Origin of the sequence: Pseudomonas entomophila, assembly GCF_018417595.1 — a bacterium.
Classification (GTDB): Bacteria; Pseudomonadota; Gammaproteobacteria; order Pseudomonadales; family Pseudomonadaceae; genus Aquipseudomonas; species Aquipseudomonas entomophila_C.
Genome location: NZ_CP070982.1, coordinates 3895001 through 3909502 on the forward strand (window position 1 = coordinate 3895001; position 14502 = coordinate 3909502).

The window sequence follows — 14502 nt, forward strand, 5'->3', positions numbered from 1 at the left end:
CAGTCGGTGCAACCCTTTCCATGAAACGGGAGGTAACGCCCCCAGTGGCCGTCGACTGAATTGAGAAATATTTTCATTTGCACCATCTTCAGCCTTGTACACCCCTCCTAGGCTGATTAAGCTGTCACAAAATCATCATCTCAACGCTATCTACTGGCAGCAAAAGGACGCGGGAAACACGCAAGGAAGCCTCGAAGCGCTGATGAAAGGCCCGTTCAAGCAGTCGGGTCAGCATAAGGACAGGAATGAAACGTATTTTGCTCATCCTGGCCATCTTGGCCATTGCTGGATGCGCCGCTACAGCCAAGACCGAGGTGAAGCGGGGGAAAAAGGGTCTGCATATCAATTGCTCAGGCCTCTCCTCATCGTGGGAGAAGTGTTACAGCAAGGCTGCCGCATCGTGTGGCAGCAAAGGCTACAAGGTCATTGCTCGCTCTGGTGACAGTGACGAAGAGCCAGGGGATTATGTCTTCGGCATCAACCCCGCCGGCTATACCAGCCGCAGCATGATCGTGATCTGCAAGTAAACAGAAGGGCAGCCAATGGCTGCCCTTTTTCCTGATCGGTCACAGTGGCGCGGTACGTCGCTTCAACCAATCCAGCGCATCGCCCTGAAGCAATGGCGAGATACGCTCGCGGACCGTTTGGTGATAAGCGTTGAGCCAGGCGATGTCGTCCACCCCAAGCTGCTCCGGCAAGAGGCAACGGGTATCGATCGGACACAAGGTCAGCGTCTCGAACGCCAGGAAGTCACCGAACACACTGCTCCCCACCTCACGATTGACCACCAGGTTCTCGATACGCACGCCCCACTCGCCGGGGCGGTAGGTACCCGGTTCGATCGAACTGATCATCCCCGCCTGCATCGCCGTCTGTGGCGCGGTGGCCGCCTGGTAGGCGATGACTTGAGGACCTTCATGCACATTCATGAAGTAGCCCACCCCATGCCCGGTGCCATGACCGTAGTCGACCTGGTCCGCCCAGATCGGTGCCCGGGCAATGGCATCGAGCAGCGGGGAAAGAATGCCGCGCGGAAACTTCGCCCGTGACAGTGCGATCATGCCCTTGAGTACCCGCGTGCAATCCGCCTTCTGCTCCTGGCTGGGTTCACCGATGGGCACCATCCGGGTGATGTCGGTAGTGCCGCCCAAGTACTGTCCCCCCGAGTCGATCAGCAGTAATCCATTACCTTCGATCACCGCGTGAGACTCTTCGGTGGCCCGGTAGTGGGGCATCGCGCCGTTGGCGTTGTAGGCGGCGATGGTAGAGAAACTCAACGAGACAAAGCCTGGGCGTCGGGCACGAGCGGCACTCAGTTGCTCATCAATGGTCAGCTCGGTGATTCGCTCCTGGCCGAGGTGCTGTTCAAACCAGGTGAAGAACTCACACAGCGCCGCGCCGTCCTGCTCCATGGCCTGACGAATATGCTTGAGGTCGCCCTCTTCCTTGCGTGACTTGCTCAACGTGGTCGGGTTGATGCCCTCGACCAGACGCACCTGCTTGTTCAGATGCTCGAGCAGGCCACATGTGACCCGCGCCGGGTCCACCTGAAGGCTGCTGCCCGGAGAGATCGCCGCAAGGGCCGCGCTCACCTCGTCATAGTCACGGACTTCAATGCCATCGGCCGCGAGCACCTTGCGCAGGTGTTCATCGACTTTATCCTTGCCGACGAACAGGTAGGCCTTGTCCTGACTGATCAAGGCGAACGAGACGAACACCGGGTTGTAGGAGACGTCACTGCCACGAAGATTGAACAGCCAGGCGATATCGTCGAGGGTTGCGATGAAATGCCAGTCGGCACCTTTATCCTTCAATGACTGACGCAAGCCCTCGAGCTTGTGCGAGCGACTGACCGTGGCGTGGGGCGGCAGATGCTGGTACACCGGATTGCTTGGCAGCTCAGGACGATCCGCCCAGACCTCCTTGAGCAGGTCGCATTGGGTCTGCAAGCGGACACCACGGGCCTCCAGGCGCTCGCCCAGTTGCCTCGCCGAGGCCAACGCCATGACCGCTCCGTCGACGGCTACAGCGTCCTTGGCATGTTCGCCAAGCCACTCCAGCGCACCCGATTGCCCAGGCCGCAGTTTCATCAACTCGATGCCGCTGCCAGCCAGCTCCTTCTCGGCCTGCTCCCAATAACGGCTATCGACCCACACGCCGGCAAAATCTGCCGTCACCACCAGCGTGCCCACCGAACCGTGGAATCCGGACAACCATTGCCGCCCCTGCCAATACCCCGGCAGGTACTCGGACAGGTGCGGGTCGGCCGACGGTACCAGCAGGGCGCCCACACCCTCCCTGGCCATGGCCTCTCGCACACGTGCCAGACGCGCCGGCACGGTTTCCGGAAGGGGGGACTGACTGTTCATGCGCACTCCTGCGAATTTATCTCGACTGATCCAGGCCAAGGATAATGGTACAGCCCGCAGGCGCCCGCAATCTTCCCGGCGCATACAAGGCACGCTTTGCCCCATGTACCCTGTGACCGCATAGTCGAGCTTATCGCGCTACGGTCCCCACTTGGCAGTGCAGGCCGCCATCAACACCGCGCACCAGGCTGCGCAGGGTCTGGTAGGCGGCGAAGTTGACGCCACGTGCCTGGTGCTGGCTCAACAGCTCCAGAAAAGGCTCCTCGACAAAGCAATCCGCAGCGGCGGTCCACGCCTGGCGCGATTGCCACTGCAAGTACTGCAACACGCGGCAACCATCGTCACTGGCCTGGATGCTCACGCCCTGCAGCCCTTCGCAATGCTGCACCAGATGCTCGCTACGAACGACCAAGGCATGAGCCAACGCTTCCTGCCGCCCAGGCGGCACGTCATATTCGATCATTTGGGTGAACCACAGGGAAGGGGTATGAACCGCCATGGACTGTCTCCTTGATTCCGGCACTTGCAGCCAGTTGCCGCGGAGGGTAAAACCTCCAGTTAACTCAAGGTCAAGGATTTTCTGCATGAAGACGCCCCCTTCCCCGGAGCGACTGCTCAGCGTCGGTCAGCTGGCTGCGCGCAGTGGCGTGGCAGTGACCGCGCTGCACTTCTACGAAACCAAGGGCCTGATCCACAGTACCCGCAATGCCGGCAACCAGCGCCGTTACCCACGCGCCGTACTGCGCCGGGTGGCGGTGATCAAGATGGCGCAGCGCCTGGGCATCCCCCTGGTGGATATCGCCGAGGCATTGGCCACCCTGCCCCGCGACCATACGCCGACGGCTGCGGACTGGCAGCGCCTTTCCGCGCAATGGCGCTCCGATCTCGATCGGCGCATCGACCAGATGATACTGCTGCGCGACCAACTCGATGGCTGCATCGGCTGTGGCTGCATGTCATTGAAAGAGTGTCCGCTGCGCAATCATCACGATCATCTGGCGGAGGATGGACCTGGTCCGCACCCCTCGGCAGCGTGACAGGCTTGTCAGATCACCACATTGCGCACAAAGCGCACTGCCACGTCCCCATCGTTGCGATAGGCATAACGGCAATCGCTGGGGAACACGAAGAATTCACCCGTGTGCAGGCGCTGCTCATACCCCTCGATCACCAGGGTCAAACAACCTTCGGCGACGTAGATCTGCTCGCGCCAGCCCGCAGCATCCGCTTCACTGGCGTAACGCTCGCCGGGCGCCAGGGTCCACTCCCATAGTTCCACCTCGCGCCGCGCGGGACTGCTGCCAAGTAACACCGCCCTGCTGCCAGGGTGCTCACCGGCCCACGCCAACTCGTCGATACGACTGGGGTCGCGCTGGTCGGGCGCCTGGATCAGGGTGCTGAATGCCACGCCAAGGGCCTCGGCGATCAGGTCCAGAGTCGTCAGGCTGACATTCTTCTCGCCCGCCTCGATGGCCACCAGCATCCGCCGACTCACCCCGGAACGCTCCGAGAGGGCGGCCTGGCTCAAGCCTGCATCACTTCGCAAGCGGCGGACATTCTGGCTGACATGCTGCAACACCGACGCGCGGTGTTCGGAATCTTTGTGCACTATATTGCTCACTGATAGAGGTTGCGCAGTATACTGCCCACTTTGCGGCGGATTGTGCGCCGCCCCTTTCGAGCGCGCAAGACCATGAGCCAACCCCCCAGCCACAAACCTGCCGCCACCTTCCGCCTGAGCAAGGCCGAACTGGTGCTGGTGTTCATCACCATGCTTTGGGGTGGCACCTTCCTGATCGTGCACAACGTCATGACCGTCAGCGGCCCGATGTTCTTCGTCGGCCTGCGTTTCGCCGCCGCCGCGCTGTTCGTCGGGCTGGTCTCGGCACGCTCACTGCCGGGGTTGACCTTCACCGAATTGAAGGCCGGCGTGCTCATCGGCGTGTCGATCATGCTGGGTTACGGTCTGCAGACCATGGGCCTGCAAACCATCAGCAGCAGCCAGTCGGCGTTCATCACCGCGCTTTACGTGCCCTTCGTGCCCCTGCTGCAATGGCTGGTGCTGGGGCGCCGCCCAGGCCTGATGCCGAGCCTGGGCATCGCCCTGGCCTTCGCTGGCCTGATGCTGCTGGCCGGCCCCGAAGGCGGCGCGCTGCACTTCAGCGAGGGTGAACTGGTGACCCTGGTCAGTGCCGTGGCGATTGCCGGCGAGATCATCCTGATCAGCCGCTACGCCGGCAAGGTCGATGTGCGCCGGGTGACCGTGGTACAGCTGGCGACCGCCTCGGTGCTGGCATTCCTGATGATCGTCCCCACCCAGGAACGCCTTCCCGACTTTTCCTGGCTGCTATTGGTCAGCGCTGTGGGGCTGGGCGCGATGAGCGCAGTGATCCAGGTAGCGATGAACTGGGCCCAGAAGTCGGTATCGCCCACCCGCGCCACCCTGATCTACGCGGGAGAACCAGTGTGGGCAGGCATCGTCGGGCGTATCGCCGGCGAGCGCCTGCCTGGTGTGGCCCTGCTTGGCGGCTTGCTGATTGTCCTGGCGGTGGTGGTGAGCGAGCTGAAAATTCGCCGCGCGGACGAAGCCGCCATTAGCGAAGACGATGCGCAACGCCAGCGTGAAGCCGGGCTGTAAAGGCGCCAGCACCCGCTATGCTCTGAAAGAAACTGTTATAAAAAAACAGCTTGTCACAGCACATTTGTAGGATTCTGCAACTGCTCGCGTGTTGGTGATCAACGGCCCGGCACGTATGATCCTTGGCAAACTTCTCAGAACAGAACGCTATGTCATTGATTGTGCTATTGCTTCTGCCCTTTATAGGCAGTTGCCTGGCGGCGATCCTGCCGCACAACGCACGCAACGCCGAGTCCATTCTCGCCGGACTCGTGGCCCTGGTCGGCACTGTCCAGGTAGCGTTGCTGTACCCCCAGATCGCCGATGGCGGCGTGATTCGCGAGGAGCTGCTGTGGCTGCCGAGTCTGGGCCTGAACCTGGTCCTGCGCATGGACGGCTTCGCCTGGCTGTTCAGCCTGCTGGTACTCGGCATCGGCACCCTGGTGTCGCTGTATGCCCGCTACTACATGTCGCCACAAGACCCGGTGCCGCGCTTCTTCGCCTTCTTCCTGGCGTTCATGGGCGCCATGCTCGGCCTGGTGATCTCCGGCAACCTGATCCAACTGGTGTTCTTCTGGGAGCTCACCAGCCTGTTCTCGTTCCTGCTGATCGGCTACTGGCATCACCGCGCCGACGCCCGTCGCGGTGCCTACATGGCGCTGATGGTCACTGGCGCGGGGGGCTTGTGCCTGCTGGTCGGGGCCCTGCTGCTCGGCCATGTGGTCGGCAGCTACGACCTGGACAAGGTCCTGGCTGCCGGTAACATCATCCGCCAGCATGCGCTGTACCCGGTGCTGCTGCCTCTCATCCTTGTCGGCGCGCTGAGCAAGAGCGCACAGTTCCCCTTCCAGTTCTGGCTGCCCCACGCCATGGCGGCGCCCACCCCCGTATCGGCCTACCTGCACTCGGCGACCATGGTCAAGGCCGGGGTGTTCCTGCTGGCCCGGCTGTGGCCGGCGCTGTCGGGCAGCGAGGAATGGTTCTGGATCGTCGGCGGCGCCGGCGCCGCCACCCTGCTGCTCGGCGCCTTCGCCGCGATGTTCCAGAACGATCTCAAGGGCCTGCTAGCCTATTCGACCATCAGCCACCTGGGCCTGATCACCCTGCTGCTGGGCCTGAACAGCCCGCTGGCGGCGGTCGCCGCGGTGTTCCACATCCTCAACCACGCCACCTTCAAGGCTTCGCTGTTCATGGCCGCGGGGATCATCGACCATGAAAGCGGCACCCGTGACATCCGCCGCCTGAGCGGCCTGTTCCGCCTGGTGCCGTTCACCGCGACCCTGGCCATGGTCGCCAGTGCCTCGATGGCCGGCGTGCCGTTGATGAACGGCTTCCTATCGAAGGAGATGTTCTTCGCCGAGACCGTGTTCATCACCTCCAGCGCCTGGGTAGAAGCCGCCCTGCCGGTGATCGCCACCCTGGCCGGGACCTTCAGCGTGGCCTACGCGCTGCGCTTCACCGTCGACGTGTTCTTCGGCCCACCCGCCCAGGACCTGCCGCACACGCCCCACGAGCCGCCACGCTGGATGCGCGCGCCGGTCGAGCTGCTGGTGCTCACCTGCCTGGTGGTCGGTATTTTCCCGGCACAATCGGTCGGCCCGCTGCTGGCCGCCGCCGCCACACCGGTGGTAGGCGGCGTCCTGCCGGAATACAGCCTGGCCATCTGGCACGGTTGGAACGCGCCGCTGATGATGAGCCTGATCGCCATGACTGGCGGCATCGTCCTCTACCTGCTGCTGCGCAAGCAGCTGCAACGCGGTCGCTTCCCCTACCCGCCGCTGATCGAGCGCTTCAACGGCAAGCGCCTGTTCGAGCACGGCCTTGTGCGCCTGATGCTGCTGGCTCGGCGCGTCGAGCGCCTGCTGACCACCCGACGCCTGCAGGCCCAGCTGTTCATGCTGGTGCTGGCGGCGTTCGTCGCCGGCCTGGTACCGCTGCTGTACAGCGGCCTGAGCTGGGGTGACCGACCGAAGATCCCGGGCTCCGGAGTTTTCGTCGCACTCTGGCTGATCGCCATTGCCTGCGCCATCGGCGCCGCCTACCAGGCCAAGTACCACCGCCTGGCGGCATTGATCATGGTCGGCGTCTGCGGCCTGATGACCTGCATCACGTTCGTCTGGTTCTCCGCGCCTGACCTGGCACTGACCCAACTGGCGGTCGAAGTGGTCACCACCGTGCTGATCCTGCTTGGCCTGCGCTGGCTGCCACGGCGTATAGAGGGCGTGTCGCCGCTGCCCGGCAGTCAGGACCGCGCGCGCCTTCGGCGCCTGCGCGACCTGGTGCTGGCGGTGTTGGTCGGCGGCGGCATGGCGCTACTATCCTACGCGATGCTGACCCGCCCGACGCCCAACGACATCTCATCGTTCTACCTCAGCCGCGCCCTGCCTCAGGGCGGCGGCAGCAACGTGGTCAATGTGATGCTGGTGGACTTCCGCGGCTTCGACACCCTCGGCGAGGTCACCGTGCTGGTGGCCGTGGCGCTGACCGTGTTCGCCCTGCTGCGCCGCTTCCGCCCACCGAAGGAGAGCATGCAGTTGCCGGCCCAGCAGCGTCAGTTGGCGCCGGACGTGGTCACCGACCTGGTCAACCCGCGCCAAGCCACCGACACCGCGCTCGGGTTCATGATGGTGCCCGCCGCCCTGGTGCGCCTGCTGCTGCCGATTGCCCTGCTCGTGTCGATGTACCTGTTCATGCGCGGCCACAACCAGCCGGGTGGCGGCTTCGTCGCCGGCCTGGTGATGTCGGTGGCGTTCATCCTCCAGTACATGGTCGCCGGCACCCAGTGGGTGGAGGCGCAGATGAGCCTGCGTCCGCTGCGCTGGATGGGCACCGGCCTGCTCTGCGCCACCCTCACCGGCGCCGGGGCGATGCTGCTGGGCTACCCGTTCCTGACCACCCACACCGCGCACCTGCACCTGCCGCTGCTGGGTGACGTGCACGTGGCCAGCGCACTGTTCTTCGACATCGGCGTGTACACCGTGGTGGTCGGCTCGACCCTGCTCATCCTCACCGCCCTGGCCCACCAGTCGGTGCGTGCCTACCGCCCCGCCAAGTCCAGCCAAGCAGGAGCCGCCTGATGGAAGAAGTCATTGCAGTCGCCATCGGCGTCCTGGCCGCCTCCGGGGTCTGGCTGGTCCTGCGCCCACGCACCTACCAGGTGATCATGGGCCTGTGCCTGCTATCCTACGGGGTCAACCTGTTCATCTTCAGCATGGGCAGCCTGTTCATCGGCAAGGAGCCGATCATCAAGGACGGCGTGCCCCATGACCTGCTGCACTACACCGACCCACTGCCCCAGGCGCTGGTGCTCACCGCGATCGTCATCAGCTTCGCCATGACCGCACTGTTCCTGGTGGTGCTCCTGGCCTCCCGCGGGCTGACCGGGACCGACCACGTCGATGGCCGGGAGCGTGAAGAATGAGCGGGATGAACCAACTGATCATCGCACCGATCCTGCTGCCGCTGATCACCGCATCGTTGATGCTGCTGATCGGCGAAAAACACCGCTGGCTCAAGGCGCGCCTGAACCTGCTGTCCACCGCCCTCGGCCTGGGTATCGCCGTCACCCTGCTGATGTGGGTGCGCAGCCAGGGCCAGGCCGAGTCCATCGGCGTCTACCTGCCGGGCAACTGGCCAGCGCCGTTCGGCATCGCCCTGGTGGTCGATCACCTGTCGGCGCTGCTGCTGACCCTGACCGGCATCGTCGGCTTGAGCGCCCTGCTGTTCGCCCGAGCACGCTGGGACGGTGCCGGGGCCAGCTTCCACGCGCTGTTCCAGATCCAGCTGATGGGCCTTTACGGTGCCTTCCTCACCGCTGACCTGTTCAACCTGTTCGTGTTCTTCGAAGTGCTGCTGGCGGCCTCCTACGGCCTGCTGCTGCATGGCTCGGGGCGGGCACGAGTCAAGGCCGGGCTGCACTACATCGCCATCAACTTGTTCGCTTCGTCGCTGTTCCTGGTCGGCGCGGCCATGCTCTATGGCGTGACCGGCACCCTGAACATGGCTGACCTGGCGTTGAAAGTGCCGCTGGTGCCGGAAGCCGACCGCGGCCTGCTGCATGCCGGCGCGGCGATCCTGGCTATCGCCTTCCTGGCCAAGGCCGGGATGTGGCCGTTGAACTTCTGGCTGGTGCCGGCCTATTCGTCGGCCAGCGCGCCGGTGGCCGCGCTGTTCGCGATCATGACCAAGGTCGGCCTGTACGCCATCCTGCGCATGTGGACACTGCTGTTCTCCGGCCAGGCGGGCGCCTCGGCGTTCTTCGGTGGCGACTGGCTGGTGTACGGCGGCCTGGCGACCCTGGCCGTGGCGGCCATGTCGATCCTCGCCGCCCAACGCCTGGAGCGCCTGGCGGCCCTGAGCATCCTGATGTCCGCCGGCACGCTGCTGGCAGCCATCGGCTTCGGCCAGGCGATCCTGACCGGCGCCGCGTTGTTCTACCTGGCAAGCTCCACCCTGGCCCTGTGCGCACTGTTCCTGCTGGCCGAGCTGGTGGAGCGTTCGCGCTCGGCCAACGAAGCGCCGCTGGACGATGAAGAGGACGCAATGCCCTCGCCACTGGAGTCGCTGCATCCACCCAAGGGCATCAACCTGGACGACGAGCAGCAGGTGGTGATCGGCCAAATCATTCCCTGGACCATGGCCTTCCTGGGCCTGAGCTTCATCGCCTGCGCCCTGCTGATCATCGGCATGCCGCCGCTGTCGGGCTTCATCGGCAAACTCAACCTGATCAGCGCGCTGTTCAACCCGCAAGGCCTGGGCGTCGCCCCGGAGCAACCACTGGGCACTGCGGGCTGGACCTTGGTCACCCTGCTGGTACTGTCCGGCATGGCCTCGCTGATCGCCTTCGGCCGCGTCGGCATCCAACGCTTCTGGAAGCCCGAGGAGCGCCCCTCCCCGGTACTGCGCCGCTATGAGTGCGTACCCATCGTCATCCTCCTGGGCCTGTGCATCGTCCTCAGCCTCAAGGCCGAGCCGCTGCTGCGCTACACCCAGGACACCGCCGCCAGCCTGCGCACGCCGGAGGCCTACATCAAGGCGGTGATGGCGACGCGGCCAGTGCCCGGCCCGACCACCGCCAGCCTGGAGGCACAGCCATGAATCGACTGTTCCCCGCGCCGCTGCTGTCCGTTGCGCTGTTCGTGCTGTGGCTGCTGCTCAACCTCTCGGTCAGCCCGGGCAACCTGCTGCTGGGGGCCTTGCTGGGCATCCTCGCACCGATCCTGATGGCTCCGCTGCGCCCGCAACACGCCCATGTGCGTCGGCCCTGGGTGATTGCCAAGCTCATCTGCCGGGTCGGCCTTGACGTGATTCATTCCAACCTGCAGGTCGCCCGTGGCGTGCTGCGCACCAGCGGCAAGCCACCGCACTCGGCATTCGTGCACATCCCGCTGGACCTGCGCGACGCCCATGGCCTGGCGGCGCTGTCGATGATCACCACCGTGGTCCCAGGCACCATCTGGTCGGAGCTGGCCCTGGACCGCAGCGTACTGCTGCTGCACGTGTTCGATCTGGGCGATGAACCGGCGTTCATCGCGCATTTCAAACACACCTATGAACGCCCGCTGATGGAGATCTTCGAATGAGTGGCCTGCTCGCCAACGCCGTCCTCGCCAGCCTGTTCATCTTTGCCCTGGCCATGGGCCTGACGCTGATCCGGCTGTTCCGCGGCCCGTCCGCCCAGGACCGGGTGCTGGCCCTGGACTACCTGTACATCCTCGGCATGCTGATGATGCTGGTGCTGGGAATCCGCTATGCCAGCGATACCTACTTCGAAGGCGCCCTGCTGATCGCTCTGTTCGGCTTCGTCGGTTCGTTCGCCCTGGCCAAGTTCCTCCTGCGTGGCGAGGTGATCGAATGAACGAAACCATGGTATTGCCGTTCTGGCTGGAACTGATCACGGCTGCCCTGCTGCTCATCGGCAGCCTATTCGCCCTGATCGGCGCCATCGGCCTGGTGCGTCTGAAAGAGTACTTCCAGCGCATGCACCCGCCCGCGCTGGCCTCGACCATCGGCGCCTGGTGCGTGGCGCTGGCCTCGATCCTGTACTTCTCGGCGCTCAAGCAGAGCCCGGTGCTGCACGCCTGGCTGATCCCGATCCTGCTGTCGATCACCGTGCCGGTGACCACCCTGCTGCTGGCCAGGGCCGCGCTGTTTCGCAAGCGTAGCTCGGGCGAGGACGTGCCGGAAGAAGTCAGCAGCGGGCGTGATCGCGGGAACTGAAACGCGCACACTCCCACAGGGGGACGCGTAACTCCAATCGCCATGCGAACGCTGGAATTACCGGGCTGATCAGACCTGGCTCAGACGCTGCAACTCACGTCGCACCATGGCAACGAAAGGCGGCGGGCTCATCTGGTAGAGCTCGCTGGCCACCCAGGCCAGCCAGGCCCCCTGCAGGTCATTGCGGCGTGCCAGCAGGCGTTCGGCCTGCTCGACCGCACGGGCCTGATACTGACGATGGAAGTCGGCCCGCGAGGCGGGCGTGTCCTCGTCGCTCACTCGCTGGCCTTGAAGGTGGTCAGCTCGCCCTTGCGCCATTTGGCGACCTTGCCGGTCACCGCCTTGAGCAGTTTGCCCAGGCCTTCCTGGACCTGCTGCTGGGCCGCGAACACCAGCATCACGCCCTGCCCTTCACGGAACACGATGGCCTCGCCTTCCGGCACGGAAACAAAGGCATAGTCGCCCTGCCCGTATACATTGAACTTGATCTCGCGAAAACGCAGTTCGAGCTTGCCGCCTTCGCGGCTGGGCAGCACGGCGGCGCGGAAGTGGTCACCCACTTTCAGCTCCAGGCGCTGTTTGTCATCGACCACCAGGGCGTCGTCGGTATCGATCTCGGCCATGTACAGACCTTCGGGGTTCTGCTCGGTGACATACACGAAGCGCCCCTGGAACAACTTGACCAGCTTGGCGCGCAAATCGCCCAGGGCAAACAACGCATGGGTATCCAGAGTACTGACTGCCAATGAAAAGCTCCTCACATCAATTACAGCAGGCCGCACCGCGCACGCCGCTGGGCATGGGGTGACAGCCACTCAAAGTCGAAGTCCGCTGGACCATGGATTCGGTAAGCGAAGATCCACGCATACGAACGATACGCCAAGCAGGGAATACTTCCCCGCTGGAACATCCGGCGTGCTTCGGCAAACTATCCGCTAATAGGAAACGTAATACCTGACAGCTAAAGGGTCAGGAAAGATGCGACTACTGAGGGCGACACTTCAGCTCAAGTGTGCCCCAACCCTTCATCGCGCATTACAGGTACACGAATATGCACGAAAACACCGAATTCCGTCGAGAGGCACGTAACATTTCTTGTCACCCGGCCGTGCCCGGCACATCCCGATATTGCGTCGTGGCCGCGGGTATCGGTTTCTTCCACATCACTGAAACCCACTCGGGCAAAGTCCACGGATTCCGCCAACGCTACCAGGACGCCTGGGAGCTCGCGCGCCACCTGGAGGGCTGAAGCTTCACGCTGCATGGCTCCTGTCCAGTTGCTGTTGCCACGCAGCCTTGCATTCCAGGGCCTCGCCACGGCTGGCGAAGGCCGTGCCACGGCGCTCGCCGTCAACCAGCACCACCCAGCACGCCCTTTTGCCCAAGGCCTGCAAGGATTGTGGCACACCACTGCCGATCATCACGGCTACATCGACTCGGCTAGTCATCATTCCCTCCGGAATTTAATTAGCAACCTAACGATGTACGTATGATACGACCTGATCATGTCGCAAATAAAGCGCAACGCGGTACAGCAGTGTTGCGCTGCGGGCAACAAACCGCCTCAGTCGAGCCCGGGTTCCGGCCGATATCCCAGGCGCAGGCCGCCCCAGTGGCGCCCAGCGACGAAGATCGGCACCGACAGGTCGTGCATCAGTTCACCGGTGTCCCGCGTGTAGGTCTGCAGCAGCACCCGCTGCTGGTGGCTGCCACAGCGGGCGCCCGTACGGTCGTCGAACATGCGCTTGCTGCGGTTGTGTGCCGTGTCGTGGGCGATATCGCCGGTCAGCGGCTGGTTGAAGGCCTTGTTGTGGGTCGGCACATAGCCCTGCTGGGTGCAGGCGATGGCATACACCAGCCCGTCGTGCTGCAGCAACGGCTCCTGGAGCTGTGGCAGCACGGTATCGGTGTAGTGGTCGAAGCACGTGGTGAAACGCGGTGGCTGCATACCGGCTATCGGCCGGTACTGGCGGTCGAACAGATCGTCCAGGCCGATACGCCCCTGGGCGATGTCCGCCTCGAAACGCTCGCCAATCTGCCGTGCGCCTGCCTGCGCCAGTTCGAACACCCGCTGATGGTAGGCGTCCAGGCCGACCTCGGCCAGTCGTTCGCTGAGGCTTTCCACCTGGCCCTCCATCTGCACCGCCGCCTTGGCCAGGCGCCGGGTCTGCTGGTCGCTGACCTCCAGGTCAGCGCGCACCTGGGCCACGGCCTGAAACAGGGTATCAAGCTGGGCCTGGTTGACCTGGGTCCCTCCGGCGATCTCGCTCACCTGGCCCTCGACACTGGCCGCCAGGCTGGCGATCTGCGCCAGTTGCCCGCCAGCCTGCTCGACCTGGCCGACTCCCCTGCCCAGGTCCTCGGCCAGCGTCCGGATCTGCGCCACCACCTGGGCCGTGCACGCCTGAATGTCCGCGACCATCTGGCCGACCTCTTCAGTGGCGCTGGAGGTACGGCCGGCCAGGCCGCGCACCTCGTCGGCCACCACCGCGAAACCACGACCATGCTCACCGGCCCGCGCCGCTTCGATGGCGGCGTTGAGCGCCAGCAGGTTGGTCTGGCTGGCAATGCCCTGGATCACCAGGGTGACCCGGGCGATATCCTCGCTACGCTGATGCAGGGCCTCGATCAGCTCGCGGCTGGCCGAAGCGCGCGCACTCAGCTCGCGCATGCACAGGATGGACTCGGCCAGCACCTCGCTGCCGACCACGCTGCTGCCGTGGGCGGAACGAGCGGCTTCCAACGCCTGCTGGCTGAGTTGGGCAGCCTGCTCCTCGGTGGTGATCATGATCTCGGCGCTGCCGACGATCTCCTCGGCAGCCCCCAGCTGTGATTGCACCCGAGCCGCCAGTTGCTGCACAGAATGCGCCACCGCGGCGGCCGACAGGGCATTGTGGCTGGTGCCACGGGCCAGTTCCTGGAGCAGCGAGCCGTCCTGGGGCGGCGTCGCTGCCGGCTGCACGGCGGCCACCTTGCGGCCACGCGGCAGCCACAGCGCCAGAAGCGACAGCGGCAAGGCCAGGTACAAGGGCAGCCCGGCGAACGCCATGGCCAGCAACACCGCACACAGCGCGACGCCCTGCAGCAGGGCGACGGCGGCTCCTGCACGGGCTGGGTCGGCCTTTGCTACTTCGCTGGCCGGCAGAGATCCTTCTCGCATCATCGTCGTGGTCCATCCGCATGTCGTTATTGTGACGTCATTAAACGCCACTATAACGCCATTATCCATGATCCCATGGGCGCAAGGCGGTCACGCTTGATGCAAGGCAAGAAAACACGAAGGCCCCAGGGATCGCT

General features: G+C 64.3%; 17 protein-coding genes (1 of these 17 running past the window's edge). 10 read left to right on the top strand and 7 right to left on the bottom strand.

What is annotated here, in order from left to right:
- Together rhtA and JYG34_RS16855 are read left to right on the top strand one after the other, a co-directional pair.
- A protein-coding gene (rhtA, locus tag JYG34_RS16850; protein WP_213657513.1) for a threonine/homoserine exporter RhtA crosses the window boundary here: on the top strand, nt 1-59 show its final stretch. The gene continues 829 nt to the left of window position 1, outside the view; only the last 59 of its 888 coding nucleotides appear in the window; its start codon lies off the left edge, out of view; the stop codon is at nt 57-59.
- Between the two features lie 186 nt (nt 60-245).
- The gene (locus tag JYG34_RS16855) at nt 246-527 is read left to right on the top strand and encodes a hypothetical protein (RefSeq protein ID WP_213657514.1); all 282 of its coding nucleotides are present in this window, start codon (nt 246-248) and stop codon (nt 525-527) included.
- A 39-nt stretch (nt 528-566) separates the two neighbouring features.
- Here JYG34_RS16855 and JYG34_RS16860 read toward each other — a convergent pair whose 3' ends face one another.
- Together JYG34_RS16860 and JYG34_RS16865 are read right to left on the bottom strand one after the other, a co-directional pair.
- Nucleotides 567-2369: an aminopeptidase P family protein gene (locus tag JYG34_RS16860; RefSeq protein WP_213657515.1), complete on the bottom strand. Its 1803-nt coding sequence runs from the start codon at nt 2367-2369 to the stop codon at nt 567-569.
- 130 nt (nt 2370-2499) lie between these two features.
- Nucleotides 2500-2868, bottom strand: coding sequence for an antibiotic biosynthesis monooxygenase (locus JYG34_RS16865; protein WP_213657516.1), 369 nt, complete (start codon nt 2866-2868; stop codon nt 2500-2502).
- An 85-nt stretch (nt 2869-2953) separates the two neighbouring features.
- Here JYG34_RS16865 and soxR point away from each other — a divergent pair, with 85 nt between their 5' ends.
- On the top strand, nt 2954-3406 hold the full coding sequence (gene soxR / locus JYG34_RS16870; RefSeq protein ID WP_213657517.1) for a redox-sensitive transcriptional activator SoxR: 453 nt from the start codon (nt 2954-2956) through the stop codon (nt 3404-3406).
- An 8-nt stretch (nt 3407-3414) separates the two neighbouring features.
- Here soxR and JYG34_RS16875 read toward each other — a convergent pair whose 3' ends face one another.
- Complete coding sequence (locus JYG34_RS16875) at nt 3415-3978, bottom strand: helix-turn-helix domain-containing protein (RefSeq protein ID WP_213657518.1); 564 nt, start codon at nt 3976-3978, stop codon at nt 3415-3417.
- A gap of 84 nt (nt 3979-4062) precedes the next feature.
- Between JYG34_RS16875 and JYG34_RS16880 the strand changes: the two genes are divergently transcribed.
- From JYG34_RS16880 to JYG34_RS16910, 7 genes are all read left to right on the top strand, one after another.
- A complete protein-coding gene (locus tag JYG34_RS16880; protein ID WP_213657519.1) occupies nt 4063-5007 on the top strand; it encodes a DMT family transporter in 945 nt (314 codons plus the stop codon).
- A gap of 149 nt (nt 5008-5156) precedes the next feature.
- Nucleotides 5157-8063, top strand: a complete 2907-nt coding sequence (locus tag JYG34_RS16885; protein WP_213657520.1) for a monovalent cation/H+ antiporter subunit A — start codon at nt 5157-5159, stop codon at nt 8061-8063.
- Complete coding sequence (locus tag JYG34_RS16890; RefSeq protein WP_028690551.1) at nt 8063-8407, top strand: Na+/H+ antiporter subunit C; 345 nt, start codon at nt 8063-8065, stop codon at nt 8405-8407. Before JYG34_RS16885 ends, JYG34_RS16890 begins: the two co-directional genes overlap by 1 nt.
- Nucleotides 8404-10083: a monovalent cation/H+ antiporter subunit D gene (locus tag JYG34_RS16895; protein ID WP_213657521.1), complete on the top strand. Its 1680-nt coding sequence runs from the start codon at nt 8404-8406 to the stop codon at nt 10081-10083. Before JYG34_RS16890 ends, JYG34_RS16895 begins: the two co-directional genes overlap by 4 nt.
- A complete protein-coding gene (locus JYG34_RS16900) occupies nt 10080-10568 on the top strand; it encodes a Na+/H+ antiporter subunit E (RefSeq protein WP_213657522.1) in 489 nt (162 codons plus the stop codon). The genes JYG34_RS16895 and JYG34_RS16900 overlap by 4 nt, the downstream gene beginning before the upstream one ends.
- A complete protein-coding gene (locus tag JYG34_RS16905) occupies nt 10565-10843 on the top strand; it encodes a K+/H+ antiporter subunit F (protein ID WP_011534656.1) in 279 nt (92 codons plus the stop codon). Before JYG34_RS16900 ends, JYG34_RS16905 begins: the two co-directional genes overlap by 4 nt.
- Complete coding sequence (locus JYG34_RS16910; protein WP_213657523.1) at nt 10840-11205, top strand: Na+/H+ antiporter subunit G; 366 nt, start codon at nt 10840-10842, stop codon at nt 11203-11205. Before JYG34_RS16905 ends, JYG34_RS16910 begins: the two co-directional genes overlap by 4 nt.
- A gap of 69 nt (nt 11206-11274) precedes the next feature.
- Here the strand turns inward: JYG34_RS16910 and JYG34_RS16915 are convergent, their stop codons facing one another.
- From JYG34_RS16915 to JYG34_RS16930, 4 genes are all read right to left on the bottom strand, one after another.
- Complete coding sequence (locus tag JYG34_RS16915) at nt 11275-11484, bottom strand: hypothetical protein (protein ID WP_249746179.1); 210 nt, start codon at nt 11482-11484, stop codon at nt 11275-11277.
- Nucleotides 11481-11951, bottom strand: a complete 471-nt coding sequence (locus JYG34_RS16920; protein WP_213657525.1) for a hypothetical protein — start codon at nt 11949-11951, stop codon at nt 11481-11483. Before JYG34_RS16920 ends, JYG34_RS16915 begins: the two co-directional genes overlap by 4 nt.
- 507 nt (nt 11952-12458) lie before the next feature.
- A complete protein-coding gene (locus JYG34_RS16925; protein ID WP_213657526.1) occupies nt 12459-12653 on the bottom strand; it encodes a hypothetical protein in 195 nt (64 codons plus the stop codon).
- Between the two features lie 116 nt (nt 12654-12769).
- Nucleotides 12770-14365 (bottom strand): methyl-accepting chemotaxis protein, encoded by a 1596-nt coding sequence (locus tag JYG34_RS16930; protein ID WP_434011130.1) that lies wholly within the window; start codon nt 14363-14365, stop codon nt 12770-12772.
- Nucleotides 14366-14502 lie beyond the last annotated feature (137 nt).